The 18407-nt window shown below is 58.9% G+C and carries 13 protein-coding genes; 1 reads left to right on the top strand and 12 read right to left on the bottom strand.

The features are described from left to right. Nucleotides 1-35 precede the first annotated feature (35 nt). The 4 genes from G518_RS0108620 to G518_RS0108605 form a co-directional block, all read right to left on the bottom strand. On the bottom strand, nucleotides 36-3446 hold the full coding sequence (locus G518_RS0108620) for a transglutaminase family protein (RefSeq protein WP_028602190.1): 3411 nt from the start codon (nucleotides 3444-3446) through the stop codon (nucleotides 36-38). A gap of 288 nt (nucleotides 3447-3734) precedes the next feature. Continuing rightward, nucleotides 3735-4580 carry a siderophore-interacting protein gene (locus G518_RS0108615; protein WP_028602189.1) on the bottom strand — a complete coding sequence of 282 codons (846 nt, stop codon included), beginning with the start codon at nucleotides 4578-4580 and terminating at the stop codon, nucleotides 3735-3737. A 9-nt stretch (nucleotides 4581-4589) separates the two neighbouring features. Then, nucleotides 4590-5090: a PadR family transcriptional regulator gene (locus G518_RS0108610; protein ID WP_028602188.1), complete on the bottom strand. Its 501-nt coding sequence runs from the start codon at nucleotides 5088-5090 to the stop codon at nucleotides 4590-4592. A gap of 173 nt (nucleotides 5091-5263) precedes the next feature. Further along, a complete protein-coding gene (locus G518_RS0108605) occupies nucleotides 5264-5752 on the bottom strand; it encodes an Lrp/AsnC ligand binding domain-containing protein (protein ID WP_028602187.1) in 489 nt (162 codons plus the stop codon). 89 nt (nucleotides 5753-5841) lie between these two features. Here G518_RS0108605 and putA point away from each other — a divergent pair, with 89 nt between their 5' ends. Further along, nucleotides 5842-9639 carry a trifunctional transcriptional regulator/proline dehydrogenase/L-glutamate gamma-semialdehyde dehydrogenase gene (gene putA / locus G518_RS34415; RefSeq protein WP_036594134.1) on the top strand — a complete coding sequence of 1266 codons (3798 nt, stop codon included), beginning with the start codon at nucleotides 5842-5844 and terminating at the stop codon, nucleotides 9637-9639. Between the two features lie 209 nt (nucleotides 9640-9848). Here putA and G518_RS0108595 read toward each other — a convergent pair whose 3' ends face one another. The 8 genes from G518_RS0108595 to G518_RS0108560 form a co-directional block, all read right to left on the bottom strand. After that, nucleotides 9849-10460 carry a LysE family translocator gene (locus tag G518_RS0108595; protein ID WP_028602186.1) on the bottom strand — a complete coding sequence of 204 codons (612 nt, stop codon included), beginning with the start codon at nucleotides 10458-10460 and terminating at the stop codon, nucleotides 9849-9851. Beyond that, nucleotides 10457-11071 (bottom strand): B3/B4 domain-containing protein, encoded by a 615-nt coding sequence (locus tag G518_RS0108590; protein WP_342663761.1) that lies wholly within the window; start codon nucleotides 11069-11071, stop codon nucleotides 10457-10459. The genes G518_RS0108595 and G518_RS0108590 overlap by 4 nt, the downstream gene beginning before the upstream one ends. A gap of 148 nt (nucleotides 11072-11219) precedes the next feature. Further along, nucleotides 11220-12029, bottom strand: coding sequence for an AraC family transcriptional regulator (locus G518_RS0108585; RefSeq protein WP_028602184.1), 810 nt, complete (start codon nucleotides 12027-12029; stop codon nucleotides 11220-11222). 241 nt (nucleotides 12030-12270) lie between these two features. Next, nucleotides 12271-13878 (bottom strand): FAD-dependent oxidoreductase, encoded by a 1608-nt coding sequence (locus G518_RS0108580; protein WP_425414278.1) that lies wholly within the window; start codon nucleotides 13876-13878, stop codon nucleotides 12271-12273. Beyond that, entirely contained in the window at nucleotides 13854-15398 is a 1545-nt protein-coding gene (locus G518_RS0108575) for a polyamine aminopropyltransferase (protein WP_028602182.1), read from the bottom strand. The genes G518_RS0108580 and G518_RS0108575 overlap by 25 nt, the downstream gene beginning before the upstream one ends. Nucleotides 15399-15536: 138 nt before the next feature. Continuing rightward, the gene (locus G518_RS0108570; protein WP_028602181.1) at nucleotides 15537-15755 is read right to left on the bottom strand and encodes a DUF350 domain-containing protein; all 219 of its coding nucleotides are present in this window, start codon (nucleotides 15753-15755) and stop codon (nucleotides 15537-15539) included. A 21-nt stretch (nucleotides 15756-15776) separates the two neighbouring features. Further along, nucleotides 15777-17285 (bottom strand): DUF4178 domain-containing protein, encoded by a 1509-nt coding sequence (locus G518_RS0108565; RefSeq protein ID WP_028602180.1) that lies wholly within the window; start codon nucleotides 17283-17285, stop codon nucleotides 15777-15779. A gap of 67 nt (nucleotides 17286-17352) precedes the next feature. Then, nucleotides 17353-18402 (bottom strand): SPFH domain-containing protein, encoded by a 1050-nt coding sequence (locus G518_RS0108560; protein WP_028602179.1) that lies wholly within the window; start codon nucleotides 18400-18402, stop codon nucleotides 17353-17355. Nucleotides 18403-18407: the final 5 nt, after the last annotated feature.

The raw sequence follows: 18407 nt of genomic DNA, 5'->3' as shown, positions 1-18407 counted from the left end.
GGGGTGAATTTTGTGTGCACACCCCCGAGTATGCGTCAGGTTCGGAGGTCTAAAGTGAAGGGGAACTCCAGATTGACTTTTGGTGTTGAAATATTCACGGTACCAGGCGTGTGCCCCAGTTGGAAAAACCGCGACAGGCGGCGGCTCTCAGCCTCGTAGGCATTGATGGGCAGCGTATCGTAGTTGCGTCCACCGGGATGCACCACGTGGTATTGGCAGCCGCCCAGTGAGCGGTTGTTCCAGGTGTCGACGATGTCAAAGGTCAGTGGCCCGTGCACACCAATACTGGGGTGCAGGCTGGAATACGGGTTCCAAGCCTTGTAACGCACGCCAGCCACGTACTGACCGGCGCCGCCAGTAGGTTGCAGCGGGAGCGCGCGGCCATTGCAGGTGACGACATAGCGTCGGTCGTTATACCCAGATACATGCACCTCCAGGCGTTCCAGAGAGGAGTCCACGTAGCGCACGGTGCCTCCAACGGAGCCTTCTTCTCCCATCACGTGCCAGGGCTCTAGAGCGTTGCGTAGTTTCAGCTCCATGCCGCCTACCGCCAACTGGCCTACCAGAGGGAAGCGGAATTCAAAGTGAGGTTCAAACCAGGCGCTGTCGAAGTCGAAACCGGACTGTTTGAGGTCGGCCAGAACATCTTGGAAGTCCTTATGCACAAACGTGGGCAAAAGGAAACGATCGTGCAGCTCCGTGCCCCAGCGGGTCAACTGTCCACGCCATGGTTTCTCCCAGAATTTGGCCACCAGAGCGCGAAGCAGTAGTTGCTGCGCCACGCTCATTCGGGCATGTGGTGGCATTTCAAAGGCGCGCAATTCCAACAGACCCAGGCGTCCGGTGCTGGTGTCGGGTGAGAACAGCTTGTCAATACAGAACTCGCTGCGGTGCGTGTTGCCTGTAATGTCCACCAGAATGTTGCGCAAGGTGCGGTCCACCATCCATGGCGGCATGCTTTCGCCGTGAACTTTCCGGTTGGCTTCAATTTGGGCGAGCGCGATTTCGAGTTCGTACAACTGGTCGTTGCGGGCCTCGTCCACGCGCGGAGCCTGGCTGGTGGGGCCTATGAACAGACCGCTGAACAGGTAACTCAAACTGGGGTGGTTATGCCAATAGGCCACCAAACTCCCTAGCAGCTCAGGTTTGCGCAGGAACGGGCTGTCTTCAGGGGTGGCGCCACCCATCACGAAATGGTTGCCGCCACCGGTACCGGTGTGGCGCCCATCGGTCATGAATTTTTCGGCGCAGAGTCTGGTCTGAAACGCAGCGTCGTATAAAAACTCTGTGTGGTCGACTAGATCGGCCCAGTTGTGCGCGGGGTGGATGTTGACTTCAATCACTCCTGGGTCGGGGGTGACTTGAAGCATCTTCAGCCGAGGGTCACGCGGCGGAGGGTAGCCCTCCAGCACAATCTTGACGCCTAGCGTTTCGGCTGTGGTCTCGATAGCCGCCATCAAGTTCAAATAATCTTCCAGGCGCGCCAGAGGGGGCATGAAGACATAGAGGTGGCTGATTTTCCCGCCATGGTTGACTTCAGCCTTGGGGCCGTTGCCCCGGTGAGGGTCACGCGCTTCTACGCACAGCGCGGTGCGGGCTAACCACGCAGCCGATTCGCCAAGCTCCGGTACGCGGCTGGCTGCGGAATCTTCAGAGTTATCAACGGACTTGCCGTCAGCAACTGCTCCGGCACTGCTTTCGGCGATGTCGTTCGGAGGTAGAGGGTCTCGTGGGACGCTGGGGTCCAGCTCTATATGGAAGGGGTAATCTGCTGGTGCAACCCACGGGAGCGATTCAAGTGGCAACCGGTAGCCCATGGGCGAATCGCCAGGGGTGAGGTACATGCGGTCGTCACGAAAGAACCAAGGCCCGCTTTTCCAATCTGTGCGGATGGATTTAGGTTGGGGTTTGGCTTGGGGCCCGGCCTTGGCGTCAGGCTCCTCTACCCCCAACGGCAGCAAATAGCCCACGGCCGATTGCAGTCCCTGGTTGAACACGCGGCGCAAGCGCACGCGCTCAAGTTCGTCACTCAGCTTGGAATCCTTCGGATTCACGTTGATTGGGAGTTTACTCTCGCGCCATAAGTAGTAGGGGGTGTCCTCGTAGCCCGCGCGGATAAAACGGGTGGAAATGCCCAGGTTGCGCGCGAGTTCCAGAATGAAGCGGTGAGCTTCCTCGGAGGTGTATTGAGCCGGGTCGCGTTCATCGGCGAATAGCTCAGGATTGCGCCAAGTCGCTTGGCCATCGCCACGCCAGAAGGCAGACAAAGCCCAGCGAGGCAGTTGTTCACCTGGGTACCATTTGCCTTGCCCCAGATGCAGAAACCCGCCTTTGCCATATTGGGCGCTCAGACGGTGGATCAATTCGGTTGCGTAGCCGCGTTTGGTTGGCCCCAGGGCGTCAGTGTTCCATTCGGGTGCGTCCCGATCAGAAGTGTTCACGAAGGTCGGTTCGCCGCCCATGGTTAAACGCACATCGCCGGCCACAAGACGCTTATCGACGGCATCGCCCAGAGACTTAATAGCCCCCCACTGAGCTTCTGAGTAGGGCGCCGTGACCCGAGGGGACTCGTAAACGCGTGTGACTTCCATGTGGTGATGGAAAGTCACTTTGCTTTCACTCAGCTCCCCTTCGATAGGCGCTGCGCTGGAAGGTTGTGGCGTGCACGCCAGCGGAATATGCCCCTCACCGGCAAGCAGTCCGCTGGTGGGATCCAGCCCAATCCAGCCTGCGCCGGGCAGGAACACCTCGCACCAGGCATGCAGGTCAGTGAAGTCAATCTCCGGGCCGCTTGGGCCGTCGATAGACTTCACGTCTGGCGCCAGCTGGATCAGGTAGCCTGATACGAAGCGAGCGGCCAGCCCCACGTGGCGCAGCATCTGCACCAGAAGCCACCCGCTGTCCCGGCACGAACCGGTGCCAAGCGTCAAGGTTTGCTCAGGGGTTTGCACGCCCGGCTCCATGCGGATGGTGTAGCCAACGTCGTTTTGCAGCCGCTGGTTGATCCCCACTAAAAAGTCGATGGTGCGACGCTCCTCGCGGGAAATACTGTCTACGTAAGCCTTGAATTTAGGTGTGAGTGGCTCTGCGGCCAGGTAGGGGGCCAAATCCTTGGACTGTTCGGCTGTGTAGGCGAACGGAAAATTCTCCGCTTGCGGCTCCAGGAAGAAATCGAACGGGTTGTGTACCGCCATTTCAACCACCAAGTCCACCGTCACCTTGAACTCGCGCGTGGCTTCAGGGAACACCAGGCGGGCCTGGTAGTTGGCAAACGGGTCTTGCTGCCAGTTAATGAAATGGTTGGCCGGCTCGATGCGCTGGCTATACGACAGAACCTTGGTGCGGCTGTGCGGCGCGGGGCGCAGGCGGACCACCTGAGGCCCGAGCTCGACCAGCCGGTCGTAGGAATAATGGGTGACGTGGTTCAGGGCGACGTGGATGGCCATGTCATGTACTTTCTGCGCGAAGCAACAATTCAGCCAACACATTGTGGACGAGTTGTACGAAGCAAGTCCCGCGCCAAGATGGCGAGTACGCCCCCTGTCTCGCAATTCAGGACAATTAGTGCACGAATGCCGCCGCCGATTGAGGGGCATGGGCTGCAGGGCCGGGAGCGCGCGCTCCTATCCGAGGAGGCACGCACCAGGCCCTGATTTGGTGCCTCCCCAGATCAGGGCGTCAGCATCAGCAAGACGCTGGGAGGCACCATTGCGGTGCGGTGAGGCTCAAGCGAGTCAATCGTTGTGCGTCTCGTGTGAATCAGCAGCGCCTACGCGCCAGTACCCAGCAGCTTTGGTCCATGCGGGGCGGGCGCCACGTTCACCAACGAGGTGCGCGCGCATCGCTTTGGCCGCAGAGGTTTCACAAGCGACCCAAGCGTGGAAATCACCGGCAGGCAGGTCCGCTTTGCGCAGGGCGTCAAGCAGTAGGGTTGTGGTGCCAGGTGCGGCGCCTTGACGGTGGACCCAGATCAGACGTAGATCTGCGGTTGTTTCAAACCTGAGTTCGTCGGCGGGGCTGTCTACTTCCGCAATCACCAACACAGGGGCGCCGCTGGGTAGCTCGGCCAGGCGGCGGGCGATGGCTGGAAGGGCGGTGTCATCGCCCACCAGAAGGTAGCCGTCGAAGGCCATCGGGATGATCATGGAGCCGCGAGGCCCGCCAATGCCAACTTTCTGACCAGGCTTGGCTTGCTCTGCCCATTGCGTGGCGGGGCCTGCGTCATGCACGGCAAAGTCCAGGGTCAGCAGGCCGGCTTGCGCATCAAAGCTGCGGGGGGTGTAGTCACGCATGGCGGGGCGGGGCGCTCCATCGGCGTGGCGAATACCGTCTGGGCCGACAGAAGGGACTGAGAGCACGCCCGTGGCCGGATCAGGAAGCATGAGTTTTACATGGTCATCAAAGCCCAAGCTGGTGAAACCCTTTAAATCTTCGCCCTGCAAAACGATGCGGATCATGTTGGGGCTGAGCCGTTCCACGCTTTGCACGCTGGGTTGGCGCAGCCGAAGTTCATGGCGTATGCGTTGCGAGGCCCGCGGGTCAGTGGTGGTGTTGGAGTCGAGTGTGTTTGAAGTGGTCATTTAGTGCTTTCAGATTTTTTCAATGTTTTGCGCTGCTGAATCGAGGACAGCAGCAAAGGCGTGAGCCTGTTCTTCGGTAAGAGGGCCCCGCTGCAACCGCATATGGACAGCCAGCTTGAAGTTCTCCACTGCACGCTGGATTTGGGGAGGCCGTTCAGCGTGGGCACGCGCTTTGGCTTGCAGGCGCGCCCAATGGGCATCGGCTTCATCGCGTTGGCTCTCGAAAAATTGAAGGCCGGCATCCGTGATGGTGTGCAGTTTTCGGCCTCCCTCTACGGCGCCCACACTCACGTATCCCATTTCTTCCAGCAAGGTGAGGGCGGGGTACACGACGCCGGGGCTGGGGCTATAGCTGCCGTTCACCTGTTCTTCAATGGCTTTGATCAACTCGTAACCATGGCTGGGTTTCTCTGCGATCAATCGCAAGAGCACCAGCTTGAGGCCCCCGTGTGCCAGTACGCGACCTCTGCGGCCCGGGCCTGCCCGAGACAGCGGTTCGAAATCAGACATGACATATCTTTCGTTTTTAGATATCAATAAGATATATCTAAATCGAATCTATTTCAACGAAAGGGGTATTCAATGATTGATGAGGCTATGGAGTGCGTGCAGACCCACGTTTCCGTGAATACGTCAATTTCGGCAACACCCCGGCGTGGTGATCGTTCTCGGATCCCGTTGAGTCACACACCCCGTAAGTGGAGGTGAGTCGAGTTCTTCACTTCTTCCATGACCGCATAGGTGCGTGTTTCCCTGACGCCCGGCAATTGCCAAAGAACCTCGCCAGCAAAGGCCCTGTAGGCGGACATATCGGCAGTTCGGGTTTTGAGCAGGTAGTCGAACCCGCCGGCCACCATGTGGCATTCCATGATCTCTGGCTTGAGTAGAACCGCCACTTTGAACTCTTCAAACACGTGCGGCGTGGTTCTATCGAGCAGCACTTCCACAAACACCAGCATGCCTGCATCCAGCTTCAGAGGGTTTAGGCGCGCCTCATACCCAAGGATGTAGCCGTCGCGCGTGAGGCGCTGAACTCGTGCCAGGGTGGCCGTGGGAGAGAGGTGAACGGCTTCGGCCAACTTCAAGTTCGACATTCGCCCATCGGCTTGTAGAAACGCCAGGATGCGCAAATCACTTCGATCCAGGATGGGCTGTGGAAAGTGGCTATTCATTAGTGAATGATATGGTTTTTTAATATAAATACAGAATTTAAATCTAAGATGATTATGAAATGATTGCGCTATTCTCTAAGAAAGCCATCATGATCGACGCCCCTAGCAAGCAGGCAGGAAATTTATTCGCCCAAAGCCTCGTCGCACCGAGAAGTGCACTGCGAAAGGCAGTTACGGCTGCAACGCGTTTGGCGGAGCCAGAAGCCGTTGCCGCACTTCTGCAGACCGCACGATCCAGCGCCTTAGCCCAAAAGGTATCCAATGAACTGGCGTTGCGACTAGCCGCAAACTTGCGTGCGCGTAAAAGCGAGGCGGGTCGCGCAGGCATTGTTCAAAACCTGTTGCAGGAGTATTCGCTGTCTTCCCAGGAAGGCATTGCCCTTATGTGTTTGGCTGAAGCGCTTCTTCGAATTCCAGACGCAGGTACCCGGGACGCACTCATCCGCGACAAGATTGCCCATGGTGACTGGCGTCGGCATATTGGCCAGAGTCCATCGCTTTTTGTGAACGCCGCTACATGGGGCCTTCTCCTGACGGGGCGACTAGTCTCCACGCACAGCGAAACCGGTCTTGCGGCCACTTTGGGGCAAATCATTGGTAAAGGTGGCGAGCCTCTGGTCCGAAAAGGCGTGGACATGGCCATGCGGATGATGGGCGAGCAATTCGTTTGCGGTGAAACGATTGACGGAGCACTTCGGCATGCGAAGACCCAGGAGGTCAAAGGCTTTCGCTATTCCTACGACATGCTTGGGGAGGCCGCGCTCACCGAGGCCGATGCGCAGAGGTACTTCAACGAATATGAGCGCGCCATTGATGCGATTGGCCGAGCGTCGGCAGGGGCGGGTATTGCCAGTGGACCCGGCATTTCCATCAAATTGTCTGCCCTGCACCCCAGGTACAGCCGTGCTCAGTACAAGCGAGTGATGGAGGAGCTTTACCCCAGGGTTCTTGAGTTGGCTGCCCAGGCGAAAAAGTACGACATTGGTCTGAACATTGATGCGGAAGAAGCTGATCGCCTTGAGTTGTCTCTCGATCTGCTGGAGCGCCTTTGCTTCGCACCTGAGCTGGCAGATTGGAACGGCATTGGGTTCGTCATTCAGGCCTACCAAAAGCGCTGCCCTTACGTGATTGATGTGCTGACTGACCTGGCTCGCCGCAGCAAGCACAGGCTCATGGTTCGTTTGGTGAAGGGCGCTTACTGGGATAGTGAAATAAAGCGAGCGCAGGTGGATGGCCAAAGCGGGTTTCCTGTGTACACCCGCAAACCGTACACAGACGTGGCGTACCTTGCCTGCGCACGAAAGCTCCTCGCGGCGCCTGACGCCATATTCCCCCAGTTCGCTACGCATAACGCGCACACGGTTGCCGCCGTCTATGAAATGGCTGAACCCGAGCGCTATTGGCCCGGGCAATATGAGTTCCAGTGCCTGCATGGGATGGGTGAGCCCCTGTATGAACAGGTGGTGGGAAATGCCGCCGCTGGCGGGCTCGATCGACCGTGCCGAATCTATGCGCCGGTGGGTACGCATGAAACGCTGCTGGCCTACCTGGTTCGCCGTCTTCTGGAGAACGGCGCCAACACGTCGTTCGTGAATCGCATTGCAGACCTGTCCATTGACCTGCAGACGCTGGTCGAAGACCCGGTTGAGACCGTAGACCGCCTGGCCAAGCAGGAGGGAGCCTATGGTTTGCCTCATCCAGCCATCTCTTCACCGAACGGACTCTACGGCCATCTTCGCGCCAACTCCGCCGGCATTGACTTGTCGAACGAGGACACCCTGAACGCGGTAGCCGGCGCCATGGCGCAAGCGAACGCACGTGACTGGTCCACCACTGCGTTGATTGCCGGCAGCGAGCCGCCAGTGCACGATGCATCTTCCACTGAGCATTATTTCGAAGGCCAGACGGTAGAAGTGAGAAACCCCGCGGACTTAAACGATCTGGTGGGTTATGCGCGGGAAGCTTCATCAGCCGAGGTCAATGCTGCGCTGCTTAGCGCTACTGCAGGGGCTGCTGAATGGGCAAGCACGCAGCCCGCGAAGCGATGCGAGATATTGATGTGCGCTGCGGATGCTTTGGAATCCGATATGGGGATTCTTATCGGCCTCCTGGCGAGAGAAGCCGGCAAGACCGCCGCTAATGCGGTGGCCGAGGTGCGCGAAGCGGTGGACTTCTTGCGTTACTACGCCGTGCAGGTTCAGCAGAATTTCAACAATGAGACGCACCTTCCATTGGGTCCGGTGGTGTGCATCAGCCCTTGGAACTTTCCTCTTGCCATCTTTGTGGGTCAAGTGGCTGCAGCACTGGCTGCGGGCAATGTGGTGCTGGCCAAGCCTGCCGAGCAGACTCCGCTTGTGGCCGCGCATGCGGTCCGGCGCTTACGGGAGGCAGGTGTTCCGGATGCAGCGATCCAACTGTTGCCCGGCCAGGGGGAAACCGTGGGCGCGAGTTTGGTGGCTGATGCCCGTGTTCAAGGGGTTCTTTTTACCGGCTCCACTGAAGTAGCGCGGATTTTGCAACGTGTACTGGCCAAACGCCTCAGCGAATCCGGCCAACCGATTCCCCTCATCGCCGAAACGGGGGGCCAGAACGCCATGGTGGTGGATTCCTCCGCGCTGGCCGAACAAGTGGTGGCGGATGTCATGGCTTCGGCTTTTGATAGCGCTGGCCAAAGGTGCTCGGCCTTGCGCTTGCTCTGCCTTCAGGAAGACATTGCAGACCGTACTCTAGAAATGCTCAAGGGCGCGATGGCGCAAGCCCGTATTGGAAATCCGGCTCAGTTGGCGGTGGATATTGGGCCGGTCATAGATGCACAAGCACGGAGCGGTATCGAGCAGCACATTCAGAGCATGCAACAGCGCGGGCATAAGGTCACTCGCTCCGTATGGAATTTAGATAGTAAAGCGATGGAGTGTGGTACGTTTGTCACGCCAACCTTGATTGAATTAGATAGCGTCAGCGAGCTGAAACGAGAAATCTTTGGACCTGTTTTGCACATTGTTCGGTATCGGCGCAAGGACTTGGCCCAGCTTCTGGAGCAAATCAACCAGACGGGTTACGGCTTGACGTTTGGACTTCACACGCGAATTGATGAAACCATCGCAGCAGTGGTAGATGCTGTGCACGCTGGCAATGTCTACATCAATCGGAACATGGTGGGGGCCGTGGTTGGGGTACAGCCGTTTGGCGGTGAAGGGATGTCAGGCACCGGGCCCAAGGCTGGTGGCCCCCTGTATCTTTATCGCTTGCTGTCGCGCCCGCCTCGCAACGTGTTGGAACAGGTCACGACTAGTTTGAGCCAGTCAGGTGCCCATGCGATGCCCGTCAACGCTGCAGGGGTGAGCAGTGCTTTGACTGCACTCAGCACTTGGGCCGCCAAAGTCGGAAAGCCTGAGCTCCTGGCTAGCTGTACGCTTTTCGAGCAACGTGCGAAAGCCGGATCTTCATGGGAGCTACTGGGCCCCACGGGTGAGCGCAATGTCTACACGCTTTTGCCACGACAAGCCGTGCTGTGCTTGGCCAATGACGATCGTGATCTATTGATTCAACTGGCAGCGGTGCTGGCGGTGGGTAGCCGAGCGGTGCTGCCCGTCGCGGCAAAAGCCCTGCTTGAATCTCTTCCCCCGGATGTACAGGCGCAGTGCGAGCTGGTTTCCTCGTGGGAGGCGGCCGAGGTTATCTTCGATGCTGTTTTGCACCATGGGGACACCACCAGTCTTATTGCGCTCAACCAAAAGCTTGCGGAGCGTGCTGGGCCGGTGATTGGCGTCAACAGTCAACCCTCAGGAGGAACGCATGTAGGTTTGGAGCGTTTGGTGATCGAGCGGTCGCTGAGTGTCAATACGGCTGCGGCCGGTGGGAACGCCAGCCTTATGACAATCGCCTAAGGCGAGTAGACAACGTGCAGCCTGAGTCTTTCATCACGTGCTTGCACACCTGACCTGTGGAACGATGAGTGCAACTTTATCTAAATCGGCGTTCACGACGAACAATCGGCATCCTGAGCTTTTCCGAAGCGACTGATTGGGGTGCGTGAGAGAAGGGGCTGCAACGGGGCGATGAGCGTTAGCCGTGGGTCAGTGGCGCCTGAAAAAAGCTACCGCTGCACGAAGGCTAACTTGATTCCGAGTCCGACGAAAGCCACCGCGAAGCCCCAGCGTATCCACCTGAGAACCCCTGGCCGCGAGAGAACGTGATCACGAACACTGGCTGCAAATACCCCGTACATCACGAACACCATGAAGGTCATCGCCATGAAGATGAGCGAGAGCTCCAGCATTAAAAGGGTTGGCCGATCCTCGTCGGGACCAATGAATTGAGGCAGGAAGGCCAGGAAGAAGATAGAGAGCTTCGGATTGAGTAAATTCACTAGGGTCGCGTGCCAGATTACCTCCTTGTCGGTCCGGGCGCGCCCCTCTGACTCCAGTTTCAACGCTCCGCGTTCCTTCAGTGTCATCCATGCCATGTAGAGCAAATAGGCGACGCCGGCATACTTGATCGCTTCAAAGGTATTAGTGCTCGTGCGAAGGAGGGCGGACAAGCCTGTGCTCGCCACAAGCAAGTGGGGAAGGATGCCCAGAGTACAGCCTAAGGCCGCGAGAATGGAAGCACGAACCCCGCGTGACAGGCCTGCCGCCAAGGTTACGAGCGCACCGGTTCCAGGCGAAGCAACGACGATCAGCGAAGTGATCAAGAATTCGAGGTTCATCGGGCCGGCAGGTCCGTGATGGATACAGAAGGCCAAAGCTCCGAGATGGTCGTGCGGAGCGTTGTGCTCAACTGCGTGACGTCCGCCTCTGCGGTTTCGTGCATAGCCTCAATAACGATTAGCGCATCTGTAGTTTGGTCTTTGACTGCCGAATAGCCGCTTTGACGATTTGCCCACCTCCGGGCGTGGACACGATTGCTGTCGTCCGCGAAGATAATCTCGCCTGCGTCAGGACGTTCGATGTCGCCCGAGAACGTCTCATACGCCTCGTTGCCTACGGCAGGGCGCACGTGAAGTTTCCCGCTGATCCTGTTCAGATCGATGGCTGCGATCGGAATGGCGTAGGCTGCCGACGCGGCGTTGCACAGGTCCACGAGCGGATGGACTGAAGGGAGGTCACCTTCCTTGCGAAGCCGCCGAAGCAGTGCTTCGGCGGCGCAACGGTATTGAGTGGGCTTTAGTCCCATCTTCGAAAATGCCCGCCGCCATGCTCGGATCTCAGGGAGATCGCTTTCTGTTGTGAGTGCGATTCGCTGCTTCGCGTGAGCCAAGAAATGCGCGACGGAGCCCGCATGCGAGGCGATTGGTGTCAGTGCTTCAAGGCGAAGCACGCGCGTGGCGAGTGCTGGAAACTCAAGATGTATGCAGGACGCGTAGGAGAAAAGCAAATCAGACCTCGGGCTCGGAAGATGAATCTAGCGCCGAATCTTCGCGCTTATACATTCCGTCCGTCTTGAATGAAATTGCGAGACTGAAAGGTCAGCCGACCGCCTTGGCGTAGGCACCCGGGGCAGTTCCGAAGCTGCGGACGAACAGTCGCGTCATATGGCTTTGATCGGAGAAGCCGCTTTCTGCGGCCGCGTCTCCGAGCCGCACACCTCTTGCGATCAATTGACGTGCGCGGTGAATGCGCCGCTGCATGAGGTAAGCGTGAGGGGGCAGACCAGTCGCCCGCGTGAACCCACGCAGGAACTGATACCGGCTTAGACCGGCTTCACTAGCGAGGGCTGTCAGCGTCAGGACGGCCGCTGGATCGTCATCGATCAGGGCGCGCGCCGATGCGATCCCGGCTGGTACCGAGCGTCGCTCGCTAGCTTTAGGTTGCAGCAAACGCCCCAGGAGGAGGAGTAACTTCTCGTCCGCTCGGAGTTCATTCTGGTCAGCATCGCTGGAAACCAGCGTCAGGTAAAGCGCTCTGAAAAGGGTTCCAATCTGGCTGTCCCTCACCGTGGGGTGGTTGAACTCGATGGTCGAAGGCCCCCGTCCTTCGGTGATATCGGTTACCAATTCGGCAACAACTGAGGGATCAAGGTAGAGCATCCGCCATGAACGTCCGCCATCGCCGATGGGCGCGCCATCGTGAACCTCACCGGGATTTACTGTGATGATGTCGCCAGCACAAGCCTCGACGACACCGCGTCCACTGGACGACCGCTGCGCTCCCCGTTCGATCAACCCAACGCCAAACTGCTCGTGGGTATGGCGGCCAAAAGCGCGTGTTGTGTCCGCTTCCACGGCCTCGATGCCGTGTCTTCGGCAGCGCAGCAACTTGACGTGTTTGTTATCCATGCTGTTTTCGCTCTCCGACTCCCACCGATCAACTCCAGGCTTGCCGAAAATATCTTTCGGCTGAACTCGACCTCAAACAGGCGTCTAGGGATGCCGGCGTAGTGCGGTCAATCAAATATAGCAGTGATCATCATCTCTGGACACGCGGGCAAGAAATCTCCTGGCGCAGCCGCGTTACGGGACGACGGGTCTGAAACCGGAGATGGGGATTTTCTGCGACGACGCCTTTCTCGGCATTTCCCTAAACCGCGAGACCCGCCAGATGGCCGCGAGTAAATGCTTCCTCAAAAATGGAATACCCAGACCAATCCGCATGGGCGAAGTGCAGGCGTCCACTGCGCACTTCTGTGCCGCTCGTTATCCCGCGTAGGTATTGCTGGGTACCGGGTAAAGGAATGGCCATCGCATGCCCGTAACGGGTGATGTCCATGCGGGTCAGGCGCTCTGGCAAATCCGGGTGGGGAACGCTCATGGAGGAAAGAACGCTATCGCGCCAATGTGTCCAGGGTTCATTCAACAGGTGTTTGCGCGCGTCGGGCGTGTCTCCGGGTGCGCGATAGTAGGTCAGCACGGTAGGGCCGGGCGTGGGGTTCAGGCTTTGATGGCGCGCATCTACATAGCCCAGGCCACCACCGGTTTCCCCGTACACCACGTTGTCCCAGGAAGGGGCCGCGCCCTCATGATCCTGCAAGGGCGTTGAAATATGCAGGTTGGCTACCAACCAAGGGGCATACGCCATCCGACGAGCCGTCTCCGTGAGCACTGCAGGCGGGTTTTGCACTAGCCTGGCGGCTATGAACACTGGCAGGGCTACGATGCATTGCGCGGCTTGCCAGCGGGTCACGCGGCCATCGGCGTGGTTTAGTGCGTCTACGCTCACGCCTTCTCGTTCTTGTGTGATGCGCAGCACGCTGTGGCCCGTACGTACACGGTCTCCCAGGGGAGCTGCAAGGCGCTGGGTCAGCCAGGCATTGCCCTCCGGCCAGGTGAGCGTGCCGCTTTCGCCGTCTCTGGCTTCCTCCGCTTCACCCGGCATATGAAAACCATGGCGGCTGGCAAAGTAATGGATGCAGGCCCAGGCTGAAACCCGCGCGAGACTCGCGCCGTAATCGTCGCGGCAGCTGTAATCAAGGTACCAGCGTAGATGGGGGTCATCGAACCCCTCGCGTCCCAGCCAGGTGTCAGCGGTTACTGCATCTAGGGCTGCTTGCTCGGCGGTGAATGCACCTCGTGTGGCGGGGATCATGAATCGATTGGTCCGAGCCAGCGCGTCCACCCGATGGGCAAAGCGGCGGTACTGCGCCAGCGTGGCTTGGCTGATCCCCTCCATCGGCAGCAGACCATCCTGCCAGGAGCCCTGAAAGAAAAGGCGCTCCTGGGGGCTGTGAACGAGGTGCCGCTCGTCATAGCGCCAACGCCCGGCAACCCGCTGGCGCAGGCCCAGCTCTTCAAGCAGGGCTTGCACTTCGTGTGCGTCTGCACCAGGCACGGGTAGGTAGTGCGCGCCCAGTGGGCAGGCCATGCCGCCTAACTTCCCCGCTCTGGCGTTTCCGCCAGCGCCATCTTCCATCTCCAAGAGCGCAAAATCCTCTATGCCTCGTTGGCGCAGCGCGCGAGCGGCCGCCAAGCCAGCAACGCCACCCCCTGCGATGAGGATTTGCGTTCGGCGCGTGGTCTGTGGCTCAGGAATTTGACGCAGCTCGCGCAGCGCATGGCCACGCTGAACATTGATGCCCGTGAAGCCGCCTTCCACGGGTGCAGGCTGCTCGCAGCCGCCCAGCCCGAGCGCAGCGCCCGAAAGGCCGAGAAAGGTGCGCCGCTGCATCAGTGCGCCGGAGCCTTGCCCCATTCCTGCTCGTAGGTCGTGACCAGGATCTGGTTGGAGAGTCGGTTCACCTCGGTGGGGACTCGAGCCATATCAAGCGGAAAATCGAACAGCAACGGCAGGGTTTCTGTTGTCAGGAAGCGCAGACCCGCAGGCAATGCGTTGACCGGCCGCCAGGGTCGGTGGCTGGCAATGATGTAGCCCCATTCACCGAAACTTGGTACATGCGCGTGATAGGGGGTCGCAGTGAGACCCGTGGAGGCAATGGTATTGGCCACGGTCCAGAAGCTCTTGCGGGCCACCAGAGGTGAAGTGGTTTGAATGACGGCGTAGCCGCTGGCCGCAAGGCGTTGATCCAGCAGGGCGTAAAAACTGTTGGTGTACAGCTTGCCGATGGCAAAGTTGGTGGGGTCCGGGAAGTCCACCACGATCACGTCGAAGCTCTCCTGGCTTTCTTGCAACCATTTGAACGCGTCTGTATTGATCACCTTGACTTTAGGTGAAGCCAGCGCATGGCCATTCAAGGAGGCGAGCGTAGGATGCTCATTGAAGAGCCTGGTCATGTTGGGATCCAGCTCAACCAGGGTGACTTGCTCTACAGAGGGGTATTTCAGGATTTCCCGCACTGCCATGCCATCTCCGCCGCCCAGCACTGCCACCTTCTTTGGGGCACCATGGGCTGCCATGGCCGGGTGCACCAGTGCTTCGTGGTAGCGATACTCATCTCGTTCGGCGAACTGCAAATTGCCGTTCAAAAATAGCCGGTGCCCCGCACGACCGTTGGTGACGACGATACGCTGATAGGGCGAACTCTCCGCGAAGACGATGCGGTCCTGATAAAACTTATCTTCTGCAAAGCTGCTGATGCGGTCCGCACCGGCGAATGCCGCGCTCAGCGCCGCGAAGGTCAGTAGCCCAGCTACCGTATGAGCGCGCAGGTGAGGCAACTCATGACGGAACATCCACAAGGCCCACAGGGCAACGCCGGCGTTCATCAGGCCAAAAAGCAAGCCAGTGCGGATCAAGCCTAGCTGGGGCACCAGCACCAGGGGGAACGCCAGGGAAACTGCCAGCGCTCCAAGGTAGTCGTACGTCAGAACCTGGCTAACCAGATCCTTCAAGGCCACATTGCGCTTGAGGATGCGCATGACCAGCGGAATCTCCAATCCCACAAAGGTGCCCACCAACATCACCATGCCATAAAGCAGGAAACGGAAGGCGCCGGGAACGTAGGCATTAGCCAGGAACAGCGCCGCTGGGAGCAAGCCACCCACCAACGCCACCATCAGTTCAATGCGCAGGAAATGGGCCGGTAGTTGGCGCTCGAAAAAACGCGAAAGGTAGGAACCCACGCCCATGGCGAACAAGTAGGTACCAATGATGGTGCTGAACTGCAGCACCGAATCGCCCAGCACGTAGGAAGCCAGGGTGCCCGCAGCCAGCTCATACAGAAGCCCGCAGGCCGCCACAACGAAAACGCTGGAGAGCAGAGCGATTTCGACTGGGCGCGGGGCGGGCAGGGCGGCTTCTCGCTGCTCAGTCATTCAAAGCGTCGCCCTGCCAAGGTTCCAAATCCCACAGGTTTTGCGGTCGAGTGTTCATCGCCGGGCCGCCCCAAGATGAAAAGCACCCCCCGGGGGGCAGCGGACCTCGCGCAGCGGGGGAGCGTGGGGGTCATGTCCTTAATGTATGGCCGCGGCCACGATGATGGAGATGCCCAGGCACATGGCCGCCACCACAAGGGCCAGCGCCTTGTTCTGTTTTTCGACGATCTCGGCCCAGAGGTCGTAAGGTGTGAGCTTGTCGATGATGACAAAGCACACCCAGAAGACCACTACGCCGATGAGCGCGAAGATCAGCGACGAAAGAATCACGCCTGGCTTCAAGTATTCAAATCCCATGAGGACCTCCGGATAAAAATGTCATTTGTGGCCACCGCCACTGGAAAAACCGCCGTATGAACCACCTGAGCTGCGAGAGCTTCCACCGGACGAGCCGCTGCAGGAACTCATGATGATGATCACCAATACGATCAACACCAGGATAATGATGATGGCGCGAAGACTCACCTGAGGCGCTGCGGAGAAAGGTTTCACATCCTCGCGCCCAAGCAACGCCGCCTTATCCTCCAGTTTGAAGGCTTTGGCCACGGCATCGCTACTGATCTTGCTGCCAACCGACCAGGTCACTTCAGTGGGCGTCTGCTCCTGCGAGAGCAAACCATTGGCACTCGCAAAATCTCGGTTAAAGGTCTTTTGGCCGCGTGAAACAGGCCAGTAGAACTCACCCGCTACATAGGTTGTCTCAGCCTCATAGCTGTATTGAAGAGCGTAGGTGGTACCCAGGTAGGTCGCGCTCTGCGAATTGCGGTTTGCCATGGTGGGCGCGCCGGTAGCTGGCTTGACTATGCTCCAGCCATCACTGGAATCAACCAGGAAGCTGAAACCGCGCTTGCGGTTGTAGAGCAGGTATTCGTCCCAACCGAATTGCTCGTCATCGCCAGGCTCCTGGCCCATACGATGCTGGAAGCCCACCACCTGCCACTGAACGCCCTGCAACTGGCCCTTGGTGCCCAGCGGAATGAGTGTTTTGATGGGCTCATCTTGCTCGGCATGGCGTAACTCGCCGCCCAGGCCAGAGCTCAGATCAATGATGCTGTTGCAGGCGCTGCAAGTAATGCTCTTGGTGGTGTCCAGCACCACCTGCACTGGGGCTCCGCAGTGCGGGCAGGCAAACTGGCGGCCTTTCTCCTCGCGAACAGACTCATCCTTGAGGCCCTTGAACTGAAGATCCTCCAGCAGCACGGCTCGACCACGTGAGATGGCCTGTGTAGCAGGCACCACTTCCGGGGAGCTGTAATCAATGCTGATCACATCACCGTCTGCACCGCGTAGTTCGACCACGGAAAATGGCGTTCCCAAGGGGGCAAGCCTGGGCAGTTCGCCCTGCGCTGAGATGAGCGTGACTTGCTCATTGAACGCGACGCTATAGGGCTTTCCGTTGATGGCCGTGGTCATACCCACGCGAAACTGGTCCGCAGTGGGAACTTGGCGTTGTAGCGTCAGGGGTCTGGAGAAAACGTAGGAGCCGTTGTCCTCGGCCAGCGAAGCCATGCTGCCGTCGTCGAGGATGGCATTCCATTCTGCCCATACGCCGTTAGATGATTTGTATTGCGCCCGTCCGATGAGCGTGAAAGGCAGGTCTTCGCCTTCGGCCTTGAACCGGCCGCTGGCCATGAGCTGCAGCGGGCTATGGTCGTCGAACAGCTCGGCCATCTTGCCCACGCGCGCCAGCACGTCGCCGCTTCGTACCACGGTACTCTGGCAGAAGGGGCAAACGGCGTAGGTGCTTTGCGCACTCCGGAACTCAACCGGCGCGCCACAACCAGGGCACGGAGCACGATAGTGCCGCTGGGCGGCGTCGGTAGCCATTCTTAGAACGTCAGGAGTCGGTGGCGGTTATTTCATAGGTGCGGAAAGCGGCTTTCCATAGCTCGGGTCACACCAGTTTTTTAAGCAGCTCCGCCTTCTTGGAGTCAAATTCTTCCTGCGTCAAGATGCCTTTGGCCTTGAGCTCACCTAGTTTTTCCAGGGTGGCCATCACATCCTCCGGCTTGGCGCCTGCTGGCGCCACCGGGACGGCAGCCCCCGCGGCGGCGGCATTGCTACCGCCTTGCAAGCCGGCCTGCAGGTTCTGCGCCAGCACTTGGCCCAGCGCAACGCCTGCACCCAGGCCCATGGCGTCGCCCGCTATACCGCTGCCACCGCCGCCACCTTCGGCGAAGCGAGGAATAGCTTGCGCGGTCTGGTATTGCATGAACTTGCCCATGTCGTTGCCGACCATCCCCATGCCAATCTTTTGATCGAGGACTTTCTGCAACTCTTCTGGCAGCGAGACACTTTGCACCGTGAGGCTCTCAAGCTGAATACCCAGCTTGGCAAACTCGGGCTGCAGTTGCTTGGCCAGCGCGTCGGCAAACATGATCTGGTTTGCCGCAAGATCCAGGAAAGGCAATCCGCTGCTGGCGATGGCATTGCTGATGTTCTGCAAGACCAGGCCGCGCAGTTGTCCATCCAAATCGGCAACGGAGTAAATGTCTCGTGTGCCTGAGATATTGGTGTGGAAAGCCTTGGCGTCTGAGATGCGGAAGGCGTAGTTACCGAAGGCACGCAAACGCACCGCGCCAAAATCTTTGTCCCGAATGGTGATGGGCTGAGGCGTGCCCCATTTCTGATCGAGTTGCTGGCGCGTACTAAAGAAGTAGACATCGCTTTTGAAGGGCGACTCAAAAAGCTTGTCCCAGTTCTTCAGGTAGGTGAGTACCGGCAGTGTCTGGGTGGTCAGCTTGTACATGCCCGGGCCAAAGACGTCTGCCACCTGGCCCTCGTTGACGAACACCGCCACTTGCGACTCGCGCACGGTGAGAGAGGCGCCGTTCTGGATTTCCATCTCGGCCATTGGAAACCGCCATGCGAGCGTTCCATCTCCTGACTCAGTCCACTGGATGATGTCTATGAACTGTTTGCGGATGAAATCCATTAAGGCCATGTGCA

Source organism: Ottowia thiooxydans DSM 14619 (genome assembly GCF_000422885.1).
Lineage (GTDB): Bacteria > Pseudomonadota > Gammaproteobacteria > Burkholderiales > Burkholderiaceae_C > Ottowia > Ottowia thiooxydans.
This window is presented reverse-complemented; position numbering and strand designations above follow the sequence as displayed.